General features: G+C 36.5%; 18 protein-coding genes. 17 read left to right on the top strand and 1 reads right to left on the bottom strand.

The window, feature by feature from the left end:
- Positions 1-2: 2 nt before the first annotated feature.
- The 14 genes from CD29_RS02175 to CD29_RS02110 all read left to right on the top strand — a co-directional run bounded on the left by CD29_RS02175 (position 3) and on the right by CD29_RS02110 (position 18,949).
- Positions 3-872, top strand: a complete 870-nt coding sequence (locus CD29_RS02175; protein ID WP_036182371.1) for a transporter substrate-binding domain-containing protein — start codon at positions 3-5, stop codon at positions 870-872.
- A gap of 133 nt (positions 873-1,005) precedes the next feature.
- Complete coding sequence (locus tag CD29_RS02170) at positions 1,006-1,716, top strand: amino acid ABC transporter permease (RefSeq protein ID WP_036182369.1); 711 nt, start codon at positions 1,006-1,008, stop codon at positions 1,714-1,716.
- A 15-nt stretch (positions 1,717-1,731) separates the two neighbouring features.
- Positions 1,732-2,451, top strand: coding sequence for an amino acid ABC transporter permease (locus CD29_RS02165; RefSeq protein WP_235801760.1), 720 nt, complete (start codon positions 1,732-1,734; stop codon positions 2,449-2,451).
- An 11-nt stretch (positions 2,452-2,462) separates the two neighbouring features.
- Complete coding sequence (locus CD29_RS02160; RefSeq protein ID WP_036182367.1) at positions 2,463-3,218, top strand: amino acid ABC transporter ATP-binding protein; 756 nt, start codon at positions 2,463-2,465, stop codon at positions 3,216-3,218.
- Positions 3,219-3,435: 217 nt separating this feature from the next.
- Complete coding sequence (locus tag CD29_RS02155) at positions 3,436-3,996, top strand: cob(I)yrinic acid a,c-diamide adenosyltransferase (protein WP_036182365.1); 561 nt, start codon at positions 3,436-3,438, stop codon at positions 3,994-3,996.
- A gap of 435 nt (positions 3,997-4,431) precedes the next feature.
- Positions 4,432-6,570, top strand: coding sequence for a heterodisulfide reductase-related iron-sulfur binding cluster (locus CD29_RS02150; RefSeq protein ID WP_036182363.1), 2,139 nt, complete (start codon positions 4,432-4,434; stop codon positions 6,568-6,570).
- 614 nt (positions 6,571-7,184) lie between these two features.
- Positions 7,185-8,378: an acetyl-CoA C-acetyltransferase gene (locus CD29_RS02145; RefSeq protein WP_036182361.1), complete on the top strand. Its 1,194-nt coding sequence runs from the start codon at positions 7,185-7,187 to the stop codon at positions 8,376-8,378.
- A gap of 58 nt (positions 8,379-8,436) precedes the next feature.
- Positions 8,437-9,288, top strand: a complete 852-nt coding sequence (locus CD29_RS02140) for a 3-hydroxybutyryl-CoA dehydrogenase (RefSeq protein ID WP_036182359.1) — start codon at positions 8,437-8,439, stop codon at positions 9,286-9,288.
- A 15-nt stretch (positions 9,289-9,303) separates the two neighbouring features.
- Positions 9,304-10,434, top strand: a complete 1,131-nt coding sequence (locus tag CD29_RS02135; RefSeq protein ID WP_036182357.1) for an acyl-CoA dehydrogenase — start codon at positions 9,304-9,306, stop codon at positions 10,432-10,434.
- A gap of 35 nt (positions 10,435-10,469) precedes the next feature.
- A complete protein-coding gene (locus CD29_RS02130; protein WP_036182355.1) occupies positions 10,470-11,609 on the top strand; it encodes an acyl-CoA dehydrogenase in 1,140 nt (379 codons plus the stop codon).
- A gap of 3 nt (positions 11,610-11,612) precedes the next feature.
- The gene (locus CD29_RS02125; RefSeq protein WP_036182353.1) at positions 11,613-12,251 is read left to right on the top strand and encodes a TetR/AcrR family transcriptional regulator; all 639 of its coding nucleotides are present in this window, start codon (positions 11,613-11,615) and stop codon (positions 12,249-12,251) included.
- Positions 12,252-12,393: 142 nt separating this feature from the next.
- The gene (icmF, locus tag CD29_RS02120; RefSeq protein WP_036182351.1) at positions 12,394-15,663 is read left to right on the top strand and encodes a fused isobutyryl-CoA mutase/GTPase IcmF; all 3,270 of its coding nucleotides are present in this window, start codon (positions 12,394-12,396) and stop codon (positions 15,661-15,663) included.
- Positions 15,664-16,031: 368 nt separating this feature from the next.
- Entirely contained in the window at positions 16,032-16,640 is a 609-nt protein-coding gene (rpoE, locus tag CD29_RS02115) for a DNA-directed RNA polymerase subunit delta (protein WP_036182349.1), read from the top strand.
- Positions 16,641-17,347: 707 nt separating this feature from the next.
- Entirely contained in the window at positions 17,348-18,949 is a 1,602-nt protein-coding gene (locus tag CD29_RS02110) for a CTP synthase (RefSeq protein WP_036182348.1), read from the top strand.
- A gap of 619 nt (positions 18,950-19,568) precedes the next feature.
- Here the strand turns inward: CD29_RS02110 and CD29_RS02105 are convergent.
- On the bottom strand, positions 19,569-20,099 hold the full coding sequence (locus CD29_RS02105) for a DUF2529 family protein (protein WP_036182346.1): 531 nt from the start codon (positions 20,097-20,099) through the stop codon (positions 19,569-19,571).
- 279 nt (positions 20,100-20,378) lie between these two features.
- On the opposite strand from CD29_RS02105, the gene CD29_RS02100 reads away from it, so the two are divergent.
- The 3 genes from CD29_RS02100 (at position 20,379) to fsa (ending at position 22,947) form a co-directional block, all read left to right on the top strand.
- A complete protein-coding gene (locus CD29_RS02100) occupies positions 20,379-20,753 on the top strand; it encodes a response regulator (protein WP_036182344.1) in 375 nt (124 codons plus the stop codon).
- Positions 20,754-21,114: 361 nt separating this feature from the next.
- The gene (locus tag CD29_RS02095; RefSeq protein WP_036182342.1) at positions 21,115-21,969 is read left to right on the top strand and encodes a class II fructose-bisphosphate aldolase; all 855 of its coding nucleotides are present in this window, start codon (positions 21,115-21,117) and stop codon (positions 21,967-21,969) included.
- A 327-nt stretch (positions 21,970-22,296) separates the two neighbouring features.
- The gene (gene fsa / locus CD29_RS02090) at positions 22,297-22,947 is read left to right on the top strand and encodes a fructose-6-phosphate aldolase (protein WP_036182340.1); all 651 of its coding nucleotides are present in this window, start codon (positions 22,297-22,299) and stop codon (positions 22,945-22,947) included.
- Positions 22,948-23,257 lie beyond the last annotated feature (310 nt).

Genomic DNA, 23,257 nt, shown 5'->3' with positions numbered 1-23,257 from the left:
TTATGAAATTCACTAAATTACTTAAATTTGCTGCTGTAGGTTTTGCATCGATTTCAATTTTAGCTGCTTGTGGAAATGGAGAACAATCGGGCGGAACAAAAACAACTGAGGATGGTACTGAAGTTCGTGTTGTTAAAGTAGCTTACGATCAAGCGAGTAAACCGATGTCCTATAACGATGAAAATGGTAATCCAACTGGCTACGATGTAGAAGTTATGAAACTAGTAGATGAACTGTTACCAGAATACGAATTTCAATATGTTGGAACAACAAGTGACGATTTATTAATTGGAATTGAACAAGGAAAATATCATGCAGGTGTTAAAAACGCATTCTGGACACAAGAACGTTCAGAGAAATTCGTCTTCCCTCAAGAATTCTTAGGTCTAAGTAGTGCGGGACTTGTTTTGAAAAAAGAAAATGAACATATTAAAAATTTGAGTGATTTTGCTTCAGCTGGTATGACGCTTGCTCCGATTGCGGCTAACAATGCACAGTATACAGTAATTGCAGAATACAATGAGGCTAATCCAGATAACCCAGTGAAATTAAAAGCTGGTGAAGAATTCACTGTTGACGTAGTTCAATGGGTAAATGAAGGTCGTGTTGATGGAGGAGTAATCATCGAGGGCTCATTCAAAGGGCAAGTACTTACAGAAGGTGGTCCATATTACAACTTAAAAGATGAAGTCGTTTATAGCGAATTCGCGGTAATTAAAACATGGCCATTATTTAACAAAAAAGAACAAGAATTTGCAGATGCTTATGATAAAGCTGTAGCGCAATTAAAAGAAGAAGGGAAATTACGTGAATTAAGCGTTGAATTTTATGGCAGAGATTTATTTGAAGTTTTAGATCAAGTAAAACGTTAATATGTCAATCGAAGGGCTCTTAGTAGTCAGTTATTTAGAGCCCTTTTGTCACTTTAATAAAATCTATGAAAATGCTTTTGTTTCGGAAAATGATCTTTGTCGAAGGATTCTTGATAAAGAAAGTGGTGAGTAAATGGAGAAATATTTTGATATAAACTACCTTTGGACGGCACTCCCTCAATTATTACCATATCTTTGGATTACATTGTTTGTTGCTGCATTAGCCGTCATCTTTGGTTCTTTGTTAGGTTTAATAATTGCCGTCTTCAAGTTATCAAAGAATAAGTTTTTAAGTTTCTTAGCAAATAGCTATATTACTATAATGCGTTGTACTCCATCCATCGTACTATTATTCCTAGTTTATTATGGTATTCCAGCTTTTTCGGAACGCTTTTTTGGTATCTATTTACAAGATGTTCATACAGGAGTGTTCGTAGTCATCACATTTAGTTTACAATTTGCTGCAATGATGGCAGAAGTGATTAGATCAGCTTATTTATCAATAGATAAAGGTCAATATGAGGCAGCAGTTAGCGTTGGGTTAACTCCATTCCAATCTTATGCCCGTATCATATTCCCACAAGCAGTAGTCGTTGCTTTACCAAACTTCGGTAACGGGTTAATTTCTGTTCTACAAGAAGGAGCACTTGCTTATACAATTGGATTTATCGATATTGTTGGAAAAGCAAATCTCATAATTGCTAATAACTACAACACACATGCTCTAGAAATTTATATTGCTCTAGCAGTTTTTTATTGGGTATTATCCGTTGCTATAGCAAAAATCTTTGGGAAACTGGAAAAAGTATTTAGTAAAGGGCAACGCACGTTAAAAACTAGTTAAGGAGGCGCATTTAAGATGGATTCTAGTTTTATTAATATGGAATTTCTCATTGATACATTTTTCGTCGCTCTAAGTGGCGTTCCAATTGCGCTTCTAGTAACAGTTGTTGCTCTTTTGATAGCTATGCCTATTGGGTTTTTTCTAGCATTATCACGCATCACTGAAGTGCCAATTGTGAATGGTTTTACGAAGGTGTATGTTTCCTTTGTGCGAGGAACGCCAATTATTATCCAAATTTTTGTTTTATACAGTATTTTACCGTTAATATTAGCGGGGATCTTTGAACGATATAATATTGATTTCCCAATTTACGATGTAAATCCATTATGGTATGCATTTATTATCTTTTCATTTAATACAGCAGCAGTTTTAGTTGAAGTTTTTCGCTCGGCACTTAAAACGGTTCATGCTGGCCAATTAGAAGCGGCCTATTCGGTCGGCTTAACAACTGCCCAGGCTTATCGCCGTATTGTTATACCGCAAATGCTAGTATCTGCCATGCCAAACCTTTGTACCGCAACGATAAATTTGATCAAAGCAACATCATTGGGGTATGCAATATCATTGCAAGAAATTACGTTAAAAGCGAAAGTAGCGGCAAATGTAGGGTACAACTATTTGGAAGCATATATTGATATTTTTATAGTTTACTTAATTTTGTGTATTACAGTTGAATACTTATTTAAAGTGTTTGAAAAACGGTTAAGTCGATATAAGGCTGTAGCTACTGCATAGGGGGTTGTATAATGTTAGATATCCAAAATGTCCATAAATCTTTTGGGAAAAATGAAATATTAAAAGGCGTAAATCTTACCGTAGATAAAGGCGATGTAGTTGTCATTCTTGGGCCAAGTGGATCAGGGAAAACGACACTCTTACGATGCATTAACTTTTTAGAAAGAGCAGATCAGGGGACAGCAAAATTTGGGGAGCTGACTGTTGATTTACATTCCGCTTCCAAAAAAGAAGTGTTAGATGTTCGCAAAAGGTCAGCATTTGTATTCCAAAACTACAATCTATTTAACAATAAAACTGCAATAGAAAATGTAGCAGAGGGATTGATTGTTGGTCGAAAAATCCCGAAAGTAGAAGCATACAAAATTGCACGTGAAGCTCTAGATAAAGTAGGGTTATCTGAAAAATATGATTCTTATCCAAGCCAATTATCAGGTGGTCAACAGCAACGTGTCGGGATTGCGCGTGCGGTGGCTCTAAATCCAGATGTCATACTTTTCGATGAGCCAACTTCAGCCCTAGACCCTGAGCTAGTTGGTGAAGTGCTTGAAGTAATGAAAGAAATTGCACGTGAAGGAACAACCATGATTGTTGTAACACACGAGATGCAATTTGCTAAGGATGTAGCAAAAAAAGTGATCTTTATGGATGGTGGTAACATTGTAGAGGAAGGAACACCTCATGAAATCTTTGTTACCCCTAAGGAAGAACGAACACGTAGATTTTTACGTCGAGTACTGCCAGGAGAATATGATTTTCAAATTTAACCAGTCCTTAAAAGGGCTGGTGTTTTTTTATATGTAATAGTAAATGTAGGTGGCGAGGTGAATTCGCGGATCCCTTAATATTAAACTTTCACGATCAGAGAGGAAATCTTTTTTGAAACAGCTTTTTATGTAATTACTGATCATTTGCTATATATTATAAATAATGGGTTAGGTTTTTACGTTAAAGTATGAAGTAATTATTAAGGGGAGAAGAAAAATGAAATTATATACAAAAACAGGGGATAAAGGGAAAACTGGTTTATTAGGTGGTCGGGTGAGTAAAGATGATCTACGTGTTGAAGCGTATGGTACGATTGATGAACTAAATTCATTTATCGGAAAAGCAGTGACGGAACTCGATCAAAAGGTGTTTAAAGATCTGATAGAGGACTTAGAGGCAATTCAACATGAGTTGTTTGATTGTGGTGGTGACTTAGCAAATGTGATGAAGGAGAGAAAGTACAAACTGCAAGAGGCATCGATTGAAGTGTTAGAAAAACGCATTGATGTATTGTCAGATGAGGTTCCACCTTTGAAACGTTTTATTTTACCTGGGGGATCAGAAGCCTCCGCAACCCTGCATATAGCAAGAACAGTGTGTCGACGTGCAGAACGACGTGTCGTTACGCTAATGAACTCAACTGAAGATGTACCAACCATTGTACAAAAATATTTGAACCGCTTATCAGACTATTTCTTTGCAGCAGCAAGAGCAGTGAACCACCGTCTTAATGTGAAAGACGTTGAATATGTTCGTGGCGGAGATGTGTTTAAATAATGTAATGAGCCTAGTATCTTACTGAAGATATCTAGGCTTTTTTATTTTTAAGGATTGAAGCAGGGTGGGAGATGGCAAGTGTATATTTGAAGCGGTTTACTGGACAAAATTTGGCGAAATACCATGAAAGTGTCTAGTAAAAGCGATTTACTAGACAATATTTAGTGAAACGCCAAGTAAGAGTCTAATATAAAGGATCAAAATTTTTATTAAAAGAATGCACATCAGATTGCTAAATTAGTAATATACTATAATTTCAATAGCATTCTTTATAATATTTAGAAAATTGTAAACTACTCATTGACTGAATGCTCATTCATAAATTAAAATAAATGCATAAACGAAGAATTTTGGATGTAAACGCTTAAATCTCGTAACATATTTAAGGTTTAGTAGGAATAAGAACGTATTACAGGGAGACTAGGGGGAAACGGTATGAGTCCATTGTTAATTGCCAATTGGATATTCTTCATTGCGGTAGTGCTCTACGGGGTTGGATTATTTGTCTATCTTTTAAAAACAAGATACGCATATGTGAAACTCGGTAAAAAGGAAGAATTTAATGACAGTGTAAAAGAACGACTAGAGAAAATTTGGGTGAATGTATTCGGCCAATCGAAGCTTTTAAAAGATCCAAAAAGTGGATTAATTCATGTTTTATTTTTCTATGGCTTTATACTTGTCCAACTTGGAGCGATTGATTTTATATGGAAGGGACTAGCTCCGGGATCACATATGCCATTAGGTCCGGTATATTCGATTTTTACACTTTTTGAAGAAGTTGTTGCACTAGTTATTTTATTTGCCGTAGTTTGGGCATTTTATCGTCGTTATATAGAAAAGCTTGTCCGCTTAAAACGCGGCTGGAAAAATGGACTTGTTCTTATTTTTATTGGTGGATTAATGGTTTCCACTTTAATAGGAAATGGAATGAGCTTAATTTGGCAAGGTCATGAATTTACTGCTAGTGAGCCAATCGCATCAAGCATAGCAGCAATTTTAGGTTTTTTATCTCCTACTATTGCAGCAGTAGTCTTTTATGTTATGTGGTGGGTACACTTACTGATTTTATTAACATTCTTAGTATACGTTCCACAATCGAAGCACTTCCATTTAATTTCCGGACCTGTCAACGTCTATTTCCATCGCCTTGATCGTGCTGGAACACCTCGTCCAATTGATTTTTCGGCAATGGAAGAAGCAGAAGATGAAGATGAAATGCCAACATTCGGTGTAGGGAAGATTCAAGACTTTACACAGAAACAGTTAATAGACTTATATGCATGTGTAGAGTGTGGTCGCTGTACAAATATGTGTCCGGCAACTGGAACAGGAAAAATGTTGTCTCCAATGGATTTAATCGTAAAGTTAAGAGACCACTTAACAAATACAGGTGCTGTTGTAACAAAGAAAAAACCGTGGGTACCAGCTTATTTCTTTAATAATTCAAAAGGCAATCAATTGGCTCTCGCTGCTGGAGCAGAAGGTGCTGTTATTGAAAATATCTATAATCCTTCCTTAATTGGAGACATCATTACAGAAGAAGAAATTTGGGCTTGTACAACTTGCCGTAACTGTGAAGACCAATGTCCAGTTATGAATGAACATGTTGATAAAATTATCGATCTTCGTCGTTATTTAACGATGACTGAAGGGAAAGTAAACCCAGATGCGCAACGTGCGATGAACAATATCGAACGACAAGGAAATCCATGGGGAATTAACCGTAAAGAAAAGGAAAACTGGCGTGATCTTGATCCAACAGTGAAAATTCCTACTGTGAAAGAGGCAACTAAATCTGGTGAAGGCTTCGAATACTTACTCTGGGTAGGATCTATGGGGGCATTTGACAGTCGCTCACAAAAAATTGCTCTATCCTTTGCTCGTTTAATGAATGAGGCTGGTGTCAAATTTGCAATTTTAGGAAATAAAGAAAAGAACTCGGGGGATACGCCTCGTCGTTTAGGTAATGAGTTTTTATTCCAAGAATTAGCGACAGCAAATATTGAAGAATTTGAGAAAAATGATGTAAAGAAAATCGTCACAATCGACCCACATGCATACAATATCTTTAAAAATGAATATAAAGATTTTGGTTGGGAAGGCGAAGTGTATCACCATACAGAGCTTCTTTATGATTTAGTGAATGAAGGACGATTAACATTAAATCACCGTGTAGATGAAACGATTGTATTCCATGATTCATGTTACTTAGGTCGATACAATGATGTCTACGATCCACCACGTGAAATATTAAAAGCCATTCCTGGTGTGAAACTTGTAGAGATGGAACGTAACCGTGAAGAAGCTATGTGCTGTGGTGCTGGTGGAGGGTTAATGTGGATGGAAGAACATGTAGGAAATCGCATTAACGTAGCTCGAACAGAACAAGCATTAGCAACAAATGCATCCGTCATTTCTTCAGGCTGCCCATTCTGCTTAACAATGCTTTCAGACGGAACAAAAGCAAAAGAAGTAGAAGATAAGGTCGGCACGTATGATGTTGTTGAGTTACTAGAACAATCTGTCTTCGGAGAAAGTGTGAAAGAAGAAGTAGCTGTCGTTGCTGAATAATTGACTAAAAGCAGAAAATATAAGAGTAATAGAGAAAATATTTATTTGATAGAAATATCAGAATTGAATGAAATGTGATTATGGAGTAAAATGAATGAAGATAAGGGAGTTCTAAGCGACTCCCTCTTTTCATATGAATAAACCGAGCGAGCGTTCAGTCAATTTAATGAAACAACTTTGTTGTTTCATTAAATTTGCGCCGAGGATAGCGAAGCGACGCAGAAGCAAAAATCTAGAAATGGATAATTGTACTTAGTGACATTTGCTAAGAAAAAATGAGACGACATGTTTGCTTCGAGGATGGTGACAACTCGTTGTGACCACCGCAGAAACACAATAATTTGCGCCGAGGATAGCGAAGCGACGCAGAAGCAAAAATCTAGAAATGGATAATTGTACTGAAGTGACGTTTGCTCAGCAACAATGAGACGACATGTTTGCTTCGAGGATGGTGACAACTCGTTGTGACCACCGCAGAAGCACATAAATTTGCGCCGAGGATAGCGAAGCGACGCCGTACGAATTAATTCATCAAAGGGGAACATTAATAATTAATTAACTTTAGAAATCTTAAGAGTTTAATAGTTTTAAACAAAAACAATAGGGGTGGGAAAATGAGAAAAACGGTTATTTTAGATGGAGCAAGAACAGCATTTGGGAAATTTGGTGGGGGTTTATCTTCACTATCAGCTAGCGACCTTGGAGGTATAGCTATAAAAGGGGCGTTAGAAAAAGCTAATATTAAACCAGAAGATGTAAACGAAGTCATTATGGGGACAGTCCTACAAGCTGGCCAAGGCCAAATACCTTCTCGTCAAGCAGCAACTAAAGCTGCTATTCCATTTAACGTAAAAACAGAAACAATCAATAAAGTATGTGCTTCTGGTATGAGAAGTGTTACTCTTGCAGATCAATTAATTCGATTAGGGGACGAAGAAGTGATTGTAGCAGGTGGTATGGAGTCTATGTCGAACGCACCTTACCTTTTACCAAAAGGACGATGGGGTCTTCGTATGGGAGATGCACAACTAATTGATGGAATGATTTTTGACGGGTTATCTTGTGCCTTTGATCCGAATCATGTACACATGGGAACGTACGGAAATAGTACTTCAAGTGAGTTCGAAATCTCCAGAGAAGCACAAGATGAATGGTCCCTACGCAGTCACCAACTAGCTTTACAAGCAATCGAAGCAGGAAAGTTTTCAGAAGAAATAGTACCTGTAGAAATTAAAGGCCGAAAAGGAGATATCACGGTAGTAGATCAAGATGAAGCTCCTCGAAAAGAAACTTCATTGGAAGCGTTATCAAAATTAAAACCAGCCTTCGATAAGGACGGCACTATTACAGCCGGAAATGCACCAGGTGTCAATGATGGAGCTTGTGCAATGGTATTAATGAGTGAAGAACGTGCAGATAGAGAAGGACGCAAACCACTTGCTTATATTTTAGGGCATGCAGAAATTGGAGTAGAGCCAAAGGATTTCCCGCAAACTCCTGGATTAGTTATCAATGAATTGTTAAATAAAACTGGTAAATCAGCAGAAGAAATCGATTTAGTGGAGATCAATGAAGCATTTGCTACTGTTGCTTTAGTTAGTAACAAAATCGCTGGCATAAATCCTGAAAAAGTTAACGTTAACGGTGGTGCAGTCGCTTTAGGTCATCCGATTGGAGCTTCAGGTGCAAGAATTATTTTAACACTTGCTTACGAGTTAAAACGCCGTGGTGGTGGCATAGGTATTGCTGCAATCTGTTCTGGTGGTGGCCAAGGAGATGCAATCATGATTGAAGTACCAAAACAATAAAAGAGCTGTAGAATCCAACTATTTACTAATGAATAGCAAAATATAGGAGGAAAATATTATGGCAATCCAAAAAGTAATGGTAATTGGTGCAGGACAGATGGGATCGGGTATTGCCCAAGTGTGTGCCCAGTCAGGATATGATGTCATTTTAAATGATATTAAACAAGAATTTTTAGATCGAGGGATACAGGTAATCACTCAAAATCTTTCAAGAGATGTTGAGAAAGGTAGAAAATCAGAGGAAGAAAAAGTTGCTACACTAAGCAGAATTACTCAATCACTTGATATAAAGGATGCAGTTGACGTTGATATAATTATCGAAGCTGCTACTGAAAATATGGATATTAAACAATCTATATTTAGAGAAATTGATGCAATCGCGCCAAAAGATGCAATTCTAGCAACGAATACTTCTTCATTACCTATTACTGAGATTGCAGCTGTGACAGAAAGACCGGAACAAGTTATAGGTATGCACTTTATGAATCCGGTTCCTGTAATGAAGCTTGTAGAAATTATTCGAGGCCTTGCCACAACTGATGAAGTATATAAAGCAGTTGAAGATATGACAGTTACATTAGCAAAAACACCAGTTGAAGTAAATGACTTTCCAGGATTTGTATCAAACAGAATATTAATGCCAATGATTAACGAAGCAATCTATACATTGTATGAAGGGGTTGCCTCTAAGGAAGCCATTGATAGTGTGATGAAGCTAGGAATGAATCATCCAATGGGTCCTTTAACTTTAGCCGATTTTATCGGTCTAGATACTTGTTTATCTATAATGGAAATTTTATATGAAGGATTTGGAGATAGTAAATACCGTCCATGTCCTTTGCTTCGTAAGTATGTAGCGGCAGGTTGGTTAGGAAAGAAATCAGGTCGCGGCTTCTATGTGTATGACTAAAAGGGGAGATTTCCGATGAACTTGCAATTTACTGAAGAACAACTGATGGTTCAAGACATGGTTAGAGACTTTGCTCAATCTGAAATTACACCATTCATCGAAAAGATGGAAGAAGGCGAATTTCCAAGAGAAATCTTAAAGAAAATGGGAGATTTAGGTCTAATGGGGATGACGACACCAGAAGAATTAGGTGGTGCCGGAATGGATTTTACATCCTATATATTAGCGATCAATGAGCTTTCAAAAGTAAGCCCAGTTGTGGCTGTCATTTTAGCTGTTCACACCTCTGTTGGAACTAATCCCATACTCTATTTTGGAACGGATGAGCAAAAGAAAAAATATATTCCTAAGTTAGCTCGTGGGGAGTATTTAGGTGCATTTTGTTTAACGGAGGCAGAAGCTGGGTCAGATGCAGCATCTATTAGAACACGAGCTGTAAAATCAGCAGACAATTATGTATTAAATGGTTCAAAAGTATTTATTACTAATGGTGGTGAGGCTGAGGTTAATATCGTGTTTGCTTCCACGAATCCTGAAAAAGGCGCACGTGGCATTTCCGCTTTTATCGTAGAAAAGGATACACCTGGTTTTATTGTAGGTAAGAATGAAGAAAAGATGGGACTTCACGGCTCAAAAACGGTGCAAATTACCTTTGAAAATATGAAAATACCAGCTAGTCAATTGTTAGGTGAGGAAAACCACGGATTTAAAATTGCAATGGCTAACCTTGACGTTGGACGGATCGGTATTGCTGCTCAAGCGCTTGGCATTGCAGAGGCGGCTTTAGATGCTTCAATCGAATATGCTAAACAGCGCGTCCAGTTTGGAAAGCCAATTGCACAACAACAAGGTGTAGGCTTTAAATTAGCAGATATGGCTACGATGGTCGAGGCTGCTAAATTACTAGTTTATAAGGCGACTGATTTAAATAATAGGGGTAAAGATTGTAGTAAAGAAGCATCAATGGCGAAACTGTTAGCTTCTAGAGCTGCAGTACAGGTGACGACAGAAGCAATACAAGTATTCGGAGGTTACGGTTACACAAAAGACTATCCAGTAGAACGATACTTCAGAGATGCCAAAATAACCGAAATATATGAAGGTACAAGTGAGATTCAAAGAATTGTTATAAGCAAAAATCTTTAATAGTACTAGGCATTTAAACAATCGGGGGGAAAATGATGAACTTTCAACTTTCTGAAGAACATGAGCAATTACGAGAAATGATAAGAGATTTTGCGGTAAATGAAGTAGCACCTTCAGCAGCAGAACGCGATGAAAATGAATCTTTTGATCGTTCGATATGGGATAAAATGGCAGAACTAGGTTTAACGGGGATTCCTTGGCCAGAAGAATATGGCGGAGCTGGTTTTGACTATTTAGCTTATTGTATTGCTGTCGAAGAACTTTCACGTGTCTGCGCTTCTACTGGTGTAACTTTATCTGCCCATACCTCACTTGCTGGATGGCCAGTTTATAAGTTTGGAACGGAAGAACAAAAGCAACAATATCTACGTCCAATGGCAGAAGGTAAAAAAATGGGTGCTTATTGTTTAACGGAATCAGGTTCTGGTAGTGATGCTGGTGGTATGAGAACAACAGCAAAACTTGAAGGTGATGAATATGTCCTTAACGGATCGAAAATTTTCATTACAAACGGTGGAGAAGCTGAAATTTACGTTGTTTTCGCTGTAACGGATCCAACTTCAAAACATAAAGGAACAAGTGCTTTTATTGTTGAATCTAACTTCCCAGGATTTAAAGTTGGGAAAAAAGAAAAGAAAATGGGTATTCGTTCATCTCCAACAACAGAAATCATCTTTGAAAATTGCCGAGTACCAAAAGAAAACCTACTAGGTAATGAAGGTGATGGATTCATCATTGCGATGAAAACATTAGATGGTGGACGAAATGGAATTGCAGCTCAAGCAGTTGGAATTGCACAAGGTGCGTTAGATGCGGCGATAGGCTATGCTAAGGAACGTGTCCAATTTGGGAAGCCAATTGTTGCAAATCAAGGGGTATCCTTCAAATTAGCAGATATGGCAACAGCAGTTGAAGCATCTAGACTATTGACATATCAAGCTGCATGGTTAGAAACAAATAACCTTCCTTATGGTAAAGCTTCTGCAATGGCAAAATTAATGGCTGGAGATACTGCGATGTCAGTAACAACAGATGCTGTTCAAATTTTTGGAGGCTACGGCTATACAAAAGAATATCCAGTAGAACGTTTTATGCGCGATGCAAAAATTACTCAAATTTACGAGGGTACACAAGAAATTCAACGTCTTGTGATTTCTCGAATGATAACGAAATAATGTATGACAGAAAAAGAGAAAATTGTTGTTAAAACATCTGTCAAGGATGAAAGCCTTATTGAAATTAGACGACTCCAAATTATAAATGGAGCAGTCAACCTTTTTAAAGAAAAAGGATTTCATCGGGCTACGACAAGAGAAATCGCAAAAGCTGCTGGATTTAGTATAGGGACATTGTATGAATACATCCGGACGAAAGAAGATGTCCTCTATTTAGTATGTGATCACATTTACGACAAAGTGAAACAACAACTTAGCATGATACTTTCAGATACTGGAACAGTTAAGGAGTTAAAAGAAGCCATTAAGCAATATTTTTACTTAATAGATCGCATGATTGATGAATTTACCATTATGTATCAAGAAACAAAGTCACTTTCCAAAGAAGCCATGCACTATATATTTGATAAAGAACTAGAAATGGTTCGAATATTCGAGGGGATTATTAAAAACTGTTTACCTTCTTTGGAAAATAGATTAACGGATAAAGAGGTCTTTTTAGCTGCCAATCATATCGTTGTCCAAGGGCAAGCATGGGCTTTTAGAAAATGGGCATTAAAAAAGCGATACACAATTGAAGAATATGTAGAAGACCAAACGAAACTATTTCTCTCTGGTATTCTAAATTTTCATGAAAAGTGAAATGAAATATAGCTAGTTTAGAAGAACACACTTTTAGAAGTTCAAAAATTGACACCGCTAAGTAGCATACGTTTAACGATTGTGCATTAGCGGTGTTTATTTATAAGAAAAGCAGTTTATGTTCTAGAAAGGGGTTAGTCGTATGGTGAAACTTGAAAATCAAGTGGAAAATGGGGTATATAAAGCGAAGCATCACGTACGATTTGTGACAGCATCTAGTTTATTTGATGGTCATGATGTTTCAGTAAATATAATGAGAAGAATATTACAAGCAAGTGGCGCGGAGGTCATTCATCTCGGACATAATCGTTCTGTAGAGGAAGTGGTCACTGCTGCGATACAGGAAGATGCTCAGGCGATTGCGGTTTCTTCTTACCAAGGTGGGCATTTGGAGTACTTCAAATATATGTATGACCTACTTCACGAAAAAGGTGCTCCTCACATCAAAATTTATGGTGGGGGTGGGGGGGTTATTCTCCCTCGTGAAATTAAAGAGCTTCATGAATACGGGATTGCTGGAATCTTCTCTCCGGAAGATGGTATGAAGCTGGGACTTCAAGGAATGATTAATAAACAGCTTGAAGGTTCAGACTTCTCGACACTAAAAGGAAACTATATAGAATTACTTAACCAATTATCAACAGATAAGCCAGAGGTACTAGCGAATTTAATTACCGCAGCGGAAATTGGTGGAACACAAGAAATAAATGAACTAATACAACAAGCCAAAAAGAAAAATAAAAATACACCAGTCCTTGGTATTACTGGAACTGGTGGGGCAGGAAAATCCTCACTAACCGATGAATTAATCCGCAGATACCTTAGAGAGTTCCCAGAAAAAACTGTTGCAATCCTATCTGTGGATCCGACAAAACAAAAGACAGGTGGAGCACTATTAGGTGATCGCATCCGAATGAACGCAATTTTTGATAAAAGAGTATATATGCGTAGTTTAGCAACACGTGGATCTAGAACCGAACTATCAGCATCAATTGGGGATGTGCTTTCAGTTGTAAAAGCGGCAGGTTTTGACTTAATCATTGTTGAAACAAGTGGAATTGGTCAAGGTGATGCTGAAATTACAAAATATACCGATTTATCAATGTATGTAATGACAAGTGAATTCGGAGCTCCAACACAACTTGAAAAGATAGACATGATTGACTATGCAGATTTAATCGTTATCAACAAATTCGAACGAAAAGGCTCTGAAGATGCGTTAAAACAAGTACAAAAGCAATACCAAAGATCCCATGGATTATGGTCAGAAAATCTTGACAATATGCCAGTTTTCGGGACAATAGCAAGTCAATTTAATGATAAAGGTACAAACTCGCTGTTCGCGGCGTTAGTAGCGAAAGTAAATGAGAAATTTGGTTTCAATTGGCAAACTTCTTATGAGCAATTCGTTAAAACACAAAAACAAGATATTATCATTCCTTCTAATCGTAGATATTACTTAAGAGAAATTGTTGATACAGTACGTCATTATCACAAACATGCACAGCAGCAAGTAGAACTTGCTCGAAAGTTATATCAGCTTGAAGGTACAATTGAAACAGTTCGAACACAAAATACAGATGCGGATGCCTTAATTGCCTCTCTTACATCACTAGCAGATGGTATTAAAGGGCAATTAACCAACGAATCCATTCGCATTATTGAAAATTGGGAGAAACTTAAGGAAGCTTATTCTGGGGATGAATTCATTACAAAAGTTCGAGATAAAGAAATTCGGACTATATTAAAAACAACATCACTATCGGGAACGAAAATTCCAAAAATTGCATTACCAAAGTTCAAAGATTATGGAGAAATCCTACGCTGGGTATACACAGAAAACGTACCTGGTGAGTTTCCATATACAGCTGGTGTATTCCCATTCAAGCGAGAAGGAGAAGACCCTAAACGTCAGTTTGCTGGAGAAGGAACACCAGAACGCACAAATAAACGATTCCATTATTTATCTAAGGATGATGATGCGAAACGACTTTCCACTGCCTTCGACTCAGTAACACTTTATGGAGAAGACCCAGACTATCGACCAGATATCTTCGGAAAAGTAGGAGAGTCAGGTGTGAATGTTTGTACATTAGATGACATGAAAAAGTTATATGCAGGTTTTGACTTATGTGCTCCAAGTACATCTGTATCCATGACAATCAATGGACCTGCACCTATTATATTGGCTATGTTCTTAAATACAGCGATTGATCAGCAAGTGAAGAAAAAAGAAGAAGAACTTGGCCGTACTTTAACATTAGAGGAATTTACAGAGGTGAGGGAAAAAACCTTACAAGTAGTGCGCGGAACTGTACAGGCGGATATTTTAAAAGAAGACCAGGGGCAAAATACTTGTGTTTTCTCAACAGAATTTGCTCTGAGAATGATGGGTGATATCCAACAATATTTCATCGATCAAAAAGTGCGAAATTATTATTCTGTATCAATTTCTGGTTACCATATTGCAGAAGCTGGTGCAAATCCAATCTCACAACTTGCATTTACACTAGCAAATGGGTTTACTTATGTTGAGTATTATTTAAGCAGAGGAATGCATATTGATGATTTTGCGCCAAATTTATCATTCTTCTTCTCTAATGGTTTGGATCCTGAGTACACAGTAATTGGTCGTGTTGCGCGAAGAATTTGGTCCATTGTTATGAGAGATAAATACGGAGCAAATGAGCGTTCACAAAAATTGAAATATCATGTACAAACATCTGGCAGATCCCTTCATGCACAAGAAATAGATTTCAATGATATTCGAACAACACTTCAAGCATTGATGGCATTGCAAGATAATTGTAATTCATTACACACAAATGCTTATGATGAAGCTATTACAACACCAACAGAAGAATCAGTTCGTAGAGCAATGGCGATACAACTCATTATTACAAAAGAACACGGACTATCAAAAAATGAAAACCCGCTGCAAGGTTCTTTTATTATTGAGGAGTTAACGGATTTAGTAGAAGATGCCATTCTAGAAGAATTTGAACGAATCAATGATCGTGGTGGAGTTCTTGGAGCGATGGAAACCCAATATCAACGAGGGAAAATTCAAGAAGAATCCATGTATTATGAGCACCTAAAACATTCAGGCCAGCTGCCAATTATCGGAGTAAATACTTATTTAAATCCAAACGCACAAAATACTCTCGATATTGATAATTTACAAGTTGCTCGAGCGACAAAAGAAGAAAAAGAACTTCAAATCTATAATTTAAGAGAATTCCAAAAACGTAATGAAGATCACATTGATTTAGAACTTGAAAAACTAAAACAAGTTGCCCTTTCTGGTGGAAATATCTTCGCCCAACTAATGGAAACTGTAAGGTTTGCAAGCTTAGGTCAAATAACAAGTGCCCTTTACGAAGTGGGAGGACAATATCGAAGAAATATGTAATGAAAATGTAATAGAAGAATTAAAAAAAAATCAAGCAAAAGATTGTTTTCAGTGGTATGTTTATTGATGAAATGAAAGAACTCATTAGGCGTTTATGAACATGACTTGAAGGAAGGTTACATCGATGGGGCGATTCGTACACTATTTCATTATTATTTCTTGTGTGATTACAACTTTTCTTTTGTATAATTTTGGAAAAGGTGCGATTCCGTTATTGGTTTTATCTGCATATTTTTTCTTTCTAGCATCGATTGAAGTTAATAATATAAAAAACAGTAAATCAAACTAGCATAGATTATAGTACTTTGTATATAATGGTTATTATTGCAAACTTGTTTGCCGTGTGAGTAATGTATTAAGGAAAGGACGTGCACGAATTGAACCTTCGTGAATTAACAAAAGATCAATTAGTGGAAGAATCATTAATAGATCTAGCGTACGCACTACTTGAAGAAAGAAAATCTCCTCTAGCATTTTTAGATCTTTTAAAAGAAATCCAAAACCTGAATGGTTTTTCAGACGAAGAAATCCAAAAGCGCTTAGTTCAGTTTTATACAGATATGAACGTTGATGGACGTTTTTTACTAAACAATGACAACACTTGGGGTCTTCGCGAGTGGTACAAAATTGAAACAATTGAAGAAGAAACAGCACCTACTGTTAAATCTCGTAAAAGAAAAACTAAATCTGCTCTTCTTGATGAAGATGAAGAAGAAATCGAAATTGATGAAGACGATTTAGTATTTGAAGAAGACCTAGATGAATTTGTTGACGAAGATGAAGAAGATTTAGATGTAGATGAAGATCTTGATTTTGATGAAGATATCGATGATGTGGATGCAGACGTAGATGTAGACGTTGACGTTGATGTTGATGTCGATACAGAAATTGATGAAGATCTCATCGACGAAGAAGATGCGTTCATAATTGATGAAGATGAAGATGAAGCTTTAGAAGAAGATGACGAAGAAAAATAAAAACATCTAAAAGCTACAGATGAATCATTGTATTTATTAAATTTCGCGACTGAAAAGTAGGAGTTCTTCGGAAAATTGTATTAGAAAACATCTTGACTTCTATTATCGTTCCGTTTAATCTTTTACTTGGGCTCCTTGAAAAAGGAGAATGGCCGTGATTATTAATTGCTCCCCCTGCAAATGATATGCAGGTGGGGCTTTTTTGTTTTTTATAACATTGACACTCTTTTTTAAAGATTCGGTGTGCTATAGATAATCCTACATAAATCAGATGTGTACGATTTGCCAAATACCCTTCCATTCACATCAAAGAAAAATAAAAAGAAAAGTAAATAGAAATATTTATGTATAGCTATGAAGAACTCGTGGAAAGTTGCATATAAGGTGAAATTTGAACGAGAATCTCAAGGCTTTTCTTCGCGGATTCTATTGTATCGGTTTTGGAAATCCGCATAAGAAAGACATCAACTCAGGCCAACAGGATGTTGGTCACAAAGCCATTGCCACAGAGGCCAACAGGAAGTTGGTCATGTCGCTGATGCTACAGAGGCCAACAGGAAGTTGGTCATATCACCGATGCCACAGGACGTGGCGTTTTCGGGGATAAGTAGCGTTCTCAGCGACAAGTGGCGCTTTTTGGCTTTGTTCATTAATTTGGGTCGAGTTGTGTCTTTCTAGTTTATTCGTATAAGAGGAGGAAAAAATAAATGACAAAGTATATTTTTGTTACAGGTGGAGTAGTTTCATCATTAGGGAAGGGAATTGTCGCATCTTCATTAGGGAGATTGCTAAAAAATCGTGGTTTACAGGTAACAATTCAAAAATTCGATCCATATTTAAATATTGACCCAGGTACAATGAGTCCATATCAACATGGTGAAGTTTTCGTAACAGATGATGGTGCTGAAGCGGATTTAGACTTAGGTCACTATGAACGCTTTATTGACATTAACTTAGGGAAACATTCTACGGTTACTTCTGGACGTGTATATCAATCAGTACTTGCAAAAGAACGTCGTGGCGATTACAACGGAAAAACAGTTCAAGTAATTCCACACGTAACAAACGAAATTAAAGACCGCATTCAACGAGCAGGTCGTGAAACAAATGCAGATATCGTAATTACAGAGGTTGGCGGTACTGTTGGTGATATCGAGTCACTACCTTTCCTTGAAGCAATTCGTCAAATGAGATCAGATTTAGGACATAAAAATGTAATGTACATTCACTGTACGTTAATTCCATATATCGCAGCTGCAGGTGAATTAAAAACTAAACCAACACAACATTCTGTTAAAGAATTACGTTCTTTAGGAATTCAACCAAATATATTAGTAGTGCGCACTGAACAACCAGTTTCAGAAGAAATGAGAGAAAAATTAGCATTATTCTGTGACGTAACAGCTCGCGATATTATTGAATCTGCTGATGCTGAACATTTATATGAAATTCCATTGAACTTACATGCTCAAGATTTTGATGATATTGTTTTAGAACATTTTGGGATTGAAGCACCTGAAGCGGATATGTCAGATTGGAAAGAACTTGTTCATAAGGTGAAAAATCTTTCAAATAAAACTCGTATTGCACTTGTTGGAAAATACGTTGAACTTCAAGATGCATACATCTCAGTAGTAGAAGCATTAAAACATGCTGGTTATGTATATGATTCTGATATTGAAGTAGATTGGATTAATGCAGAACATGTGAATGCGGAAAACGTGAGTGAGTTATTGCAAGGAGCAGATGGAATTTTAGTTCCTGGTGGCTTCGGTGATCGTGGAATAGAAGGGAAGATTTCTGCAATCCAATATGCTCGTGAAAACGACATCCCGTTCCTTGGTATTTGTTTAGGTATGCAATTAGCAACAATTGAATTTGCACGTAATGTACTTGGGCTACAAGGAGCACATTCAACAGAGTTAAACAAAGAAACACCTTACCCAATTATTGACTTCTTACCAGATCAAAGCGATGAGATAGACCTAGGTGGAACATTGCGTTTAGGGTTATATCCATGTAAATTAAAAGACGGTTCTCGCGCGATGGAAGCTTATAATGATGAGTTAGTTTACGAGCGTCACCGTCACCGTTACGAGTTCAATAATGAATTCCGTGAAGCTATGGAAGCAGAAGGACTAGTATTCTCTGGTACAAGCCCAGATAATCGTTTAGTAGAAATTATTGAATTACCTGAGAAAAAGTTCTTTATAGCATGTCAATTCCATCCAGAACTTGTATCTCGCCCACAACGTCCACAACCATTATTCCGTGAGTTCGTAGGTGCTGCATTTAATAATAAGCAATAATTTAGTTATACGAGAGAACCTCCAAGTGTACTGTGCTTGGAGGTTTTTTATATTGATCACTTGATTAAGTGGTAAGAAATTTATCAAATATGGTTGGATAAAGTGATGAACGACATTCTAAAGAACAAGTGCGAAGGGTTATGGTTACGGACACAATGTATTTTAAAGGCATATTAATGAAGGCGTTTTCTAGTAGAATTTCCAGCTCAAAAGGTCTTCATCATCAATATGCAGACCTGTTATAGTGAAATTTCCCGCTCAAAAGGTCTTCATCGCCTTTATGAAGACCTTTTCTAGTGGATTTTTTTGCTCAAAATGTCTTCATCATCCGTATGAGGACATTTTCTAGTGAAGTTTCCGGCTTAAAAGGTCTTCATCGCCGTTATGAAGACCTTTTCTAGTGGATATTCCGGCTTAAAAGGTCTTCATCGCCGTTATGAAGACCATTTCTAGTGGATTTTCCTGCTCAAAAGGTCTTCATCGCCTTTATGAAGACCTTTTCGGGATGAAGATCTTGTTAAAAAAAAGTCTACATTTCCGCAATGAAAGACATTCAAATCCGAGAAACGAATTCAAATGTCCTTCATACTTGTTACTAGATTGAATGATTGAATCGAACTTACAATTCGTCATCATCAAAAATGATTTCATCATAGTTCAATTTAATCGCTTCGTAAACAAAAAGCGCACCAAGTAAATGAGGTATTAATGTTCGTTCACCTAATTTTGTAGGATGTGGTAAAATACCACCTCTTATTTTCATAGAAATATAAGTGTATGCTAATTCACTTAATGGATTATTTTCATCTGCTTTTTCACTTGCAACAGCTGCAAAAGGAATGAATTCTTCAGATAACTTTTTTGCAAATGCAAGTGCGGCCTCATTTTCACAACTTTTTGTGAAAATACAAACTCGATCAACGTCGCTTATAACGGTTTCAGGTGTCCATTTTGCTAATTTATGAAATGGTTCAGAACCATTTAACGCATTTAACTCAACACCTTCTAACTCATCAAAGCAAGCAAGGTAAACTTTTCCTTCACCAACTGATGCTTGAGCTAGTAATCGTGCTGTTTCTTCAATTGCTTCTTCTTCACTTTGAGCTATTCTCTGTAGTAAACCTGATAATTGTGTTGTAAGTATTTTCAATTCCGTCACCTCTAAACCGTATTATAAAGATATATTAGTAAAATGGAAAATTGTTTAGATATAATTGACCAATTTGTAGTAACAATATATTTTGGCTATCAACATATTAAGTATTACGGTACTATCGTAATTCTATTAAAGAATATTAAATAGGGTGCAAATACCTACAAGAAATACAACTAGATTTATAAATATACAAATAAATGTTTCAAATGCAAATTTTGAGGGAAGTGAATAGATAAATAACTTGATAATTAATGGGAATAGGTGATGATTGTAATGAAAGAACTATTAATTGTAGATGACCATCAAGGTATAAGAATTTTATTAAAAGAAATTTTTAATAAAGAGGGATATCTAGTTCATCTTGCAACTAATGGGGCTGAAGCAATCAGTATAGCTGAAAGTAAAGAAATTGATTGTGTGATACTTGATATGAAAATTCCAGATATGGATGGTCTAGAAATTATAAGAAAAATAAAGGCTATAAAGTGTGACATACCTGTTATTATGATGTCTGGTTTTTCTGAGCAGACTGTAATTCGAGAAGCTATTGAACGTGGCGCTTCATGTTTTTTTACAAAACCATTTAATATACATGATTTAATAGATAGTGTGAGGAACAATGTTTTGATAAAAAGTGATATGACCTAATTATTGCAAATAAGTAATATTGAAAAGTATTTTTGCACCTGTCGCAAACTTTCGGTGCAGAAATCCCTCCACACTTGTGAGTGTGATAAAGGATAAATGATACTAAATATTGGGAAAATCTAATAAAGTTTTTTTTGTGGCTGTCGCATGCTTTCGCCACAGGAAAGGCTGTTGTCTCTTGGCTTGTGAGACTGACAAAACATAATCGTTCTAATTCTTTGAAAATACTAACAAGGTTCTTTTTGTGGCTGTCGCAAGCTTTCGCCACAGAAATCCCTCCACACTTGTGAGTGTGGAGGGATTTTGCTAATATTAAATGGAATATTTAATAAAAAAAACAATCTTCAGGAGGATTTTCATAATGCCATTAGTATCAATGAAAGAAATGTTAATTAAAGCAAAAAATGAAGGATATGCGGTTGGTCAATTCAATATTAATAATTTAGAATTTACTCAAGCAATTTTACAAGCGGCAGAAGAAGAAAAGTCTCCGGTGATTCTTGGTGTCTCTGAAGGCGCAGGAAAATATATGGGCGGATTTATATCTGTAGTTCATATGGTTAAAGGTTTAATGGAAAGCTATAAAATTACAGTTCCTGTTGCGATTCATTTAGACCACGGTTCAAGTTTTGATAAATGTAAAGAAGCAGTTGATGCAGGTTTTACTTCAGTAATGATTGATGCTTCTCACCACTCATTTGAGGAAAATGTAAAAATTACTAAAGAAGTTGTTGAATATGCACATGCAAATGGCGTTTCTGTAGAAGCAGAATTAGGTACTGTTGGCGGAGAAGAAGACGGAGTAATTGGTGGTATTATCTATGCAAATCCTAACGAATGTAAAGCGCTTGTGGAACAAACAGGAATTGATTGCTTAGCACCAGCATTAGGGTCTGTTCATGGGCCATACAAAGGTGAACCTAATTTAGGTTTTGCTGAAATGGAAGAAATCTCAAATTTAACTGATATTCCACTAGTACTTCATGGTGGTACAGGAATCCCAACAAAAGATATTCAACGTTCAATTTCTTTAGGTACAGCTAAAATTAACGTAAATACAGAAAACCAAATTGCAGCAACAAAAGTCATTCGTGAAGTATTAGAGAGTGACAAAAAAGTATACGATCCACGTAAATATTTAGCTCCTGCACGTGATGCAATAAAAGCAACAGTTATTGGCAAAATGCGTGAATTTGGAAGCTCTCAAAAAGCTTAATTGATAAAAAGGAATACAATCGGTGGGCTTTTGACACAAAGGGCCTAGTAAGCATATGTTATATTTAAAATACAAGTAGCAGTATTAATATAAATCTTGCACACATATGTACGTATAACCATAAAAATGGTTAAACTGAAAAAAGAAGCCGAATTATCTTAATAATTTTATCCAATTAAGTAAATAATATGTGATACGTATACACTGCTTTTCTAAATTCATTTTTATCAAGGTGAATGTTCTGGAGGAGAAGTGTCTGGTAGAATAATCAGCCTTCTCTATTCTTTTAGGTAAGGTTTTCCAATAATATGCAGGAGGAAATACGAAATGAAATTTTTTATTGATACAGCAAATTTTGAAGAAATACAAGAAGCACACTCATGGGGGATTATTTCTGGAGTAACAACAAATCCATCATTGGTTGCAAAAGAACAAAATATCTCTTTTCATGATCGTCTGCGTGAAATTGCAGAACTTGTAAATGGTTCTGTAAGTGGTGAAGTAATCTCGCTAGATGCAGAAGGGATGATTAAAGAAGGACTTGAACTTGCGGCTATTTCCCCTAATATTACAGTGAAATTACCAATGACTCCGGATGGATTAAAAGCATGTAAGTTTTTTGCTGAAAAAGGTATCAAAACAAATGTTACGTTAATTTTTAGTGCAAACCAAGCTTTAATGGCAGCTCGTGCTGGAGCAACGTATGTTTCACCATTTGTTGGTCGTTTAGATGACTTAGGTCAAAGTGGAGTTGAACTAATTTCTACTATTGCCGACATTTTTGCGATTCATGATATCCAAACAGAGATTATTGCCGCTTCAATTCGTCATCCAGCACACATTACTGATGTTGCTTTAGCAGGAGCTGACATCGCTACTACACCATATAAGGTATTGAAACAATTATTCCATCATCCACTAACTGACAAAGGTATTGAAGGCTTTTTAGCGGATTGGAAAAAGCGCGAAGGTCAATAATAATGTTAAAATGATTATGCTCATATTTTTTAGCTGATATGAGGAGGATTTAATTGTAGATTAAAAAGTTTACAACTTTCTAACCTGCATAAGTGAGAAGTAGACTAATCACCAAACTCCGGTGATTAGTCGTAACATTCTCTAAGAAAATAGTCAAGGGACACATCTTTCAAGCTAATTTAGTTGGAAAATGTATTTCGTATTTCTATTGTAAGGAAATCTCGTTTCGTACCTAAATTTTTGTGGCAATTCACTAATTTTCACTAGTAGGTACACATACAAAAATTGCCGAAGTTGACTATAATAAGGG

The organism is Ureibacillus manganicus DSM 26584 (assembly GCF_000772945.1).
GTDB classification, from domain to species: Bacteria; Bacillota; Bacilli; order Bacillales_A; family Planococcaceae; genus Ureibacillus; species Ureibacillus manganicus.
This window is presented reverse-complemented; position numbering and strand designations above follow the sequence as displayed.

Excerpts from the sequence above, each read along its gene's own strand:
- CD29_RS02175 (WP_036182371.1), top strand. The coding sequence starts at position 3 with ATGAAATTCACTAAATTACTTAAATTTGCTGCTGTAGGTTTTGCATCG.
- CD29_RS02170 (WP_036182369.1), top strand. The coding sequence starts at position 1,006 with ATGGAGAAATATTTTGATATAAACTACCTTTGGACGGCACTCCCTCAA.
- CD29_RS02165 (WP_235801760.1), top strand. The coding sequence starts at position 1,732 with ATGGATTCTAGTTTTATTAATATGGAATTTCTCATTGATACATTTTTC.
- CD29_RS02160 (WP_036182367.1), top strand. The coding sequence starts at position 2,463 with ATGTTAGATATCCAAAATGTCCATAAATCTTTTGGGAAAAATGAAATA.
- CD29_RS02155 (WP_036182365.1), top strand. The coding sequence starts at position 3,436 with ATGAAATTATATACAAAAACAGGGGATAAAGGGAAAACTGGTTTATTA.
- CD29_RS02150 (WP_036182363.1), top strand. The coding sequence starts at position 4,432 with ATGAGTCCATTGTTAATTGCCAATTGGATATTCTTCATTGCGGTAGTG.
- CD29_RS02145 (WP_036182361.1), top strand. The coding sequence starts at position 7,185 with ATGAGAAAAACGGTTATTTTAGATGGAGCAAGAACAGCATTTGGGAAA.
- CD29_RS02140 (WP_036182359.1), top strand. The coding sequence starts at position 8,437 with ATGGCAATCCAAAAAGTAATGGTAATTGGTGCAGGACAGATGGGATCG.
- CD29_RS02135 (WP_036182357.1), top strand. The coding sequence starts at position 9,304 with ATGAACTTGCAATTTACTGAAGAACAACTGATGGTTCAAGACATGGTT.
- CD29_RS02130 (WP_036182355.1), top strand. The coding sequence starts at position 10,470 with ATGAACTTTCAACTTTCTGAAGAACATGAGCAATTACGAGAAATGATA.
- CD29_RS02125 (WP_036182353.1), top strand. The coding sequence starts at position 11,613 with ATGACAGAAAAAGAGAAAATTGTTGTTAAAACATCTGTCAAGGATGAA.
- icmF (WP_036182351.1), top strand. The coding sequence starts at position 12,394 with ATGGTGAAACTTGAAAATCAAGTGGAAAATGGGGTATATAAAGCGAAG.
- CD29_RS02110 (WP_036182348.1), top strand. The coding sequence starts at position 17,348 with ATGACAAAGTATATTTTTGTTACAGGTGGAGTAGTTTCATCATTAGGG.
- CD29_RS02100 (WP_036182344.1), top strand. The coding sequence starts at position 20,379 with ATGAAAGAACTATTAATTGTAGATGACCATCAAGGTATAAGAATTTTA.
- CD29_RS02095 (WP_036182342.1), top strand. The coding sequence starts at position 21,115 with ATGCCATTAGTATCAATGAAAGAAATGTTAATTAAAGCAAAAAATGAA.
- fsa (WP_036182340.1), top strand. The coding sequence starts at position 22,297 with ATGAAATTTTTTATTGATACAGCAAATTTTGAAGAAATACAAGAAGCA.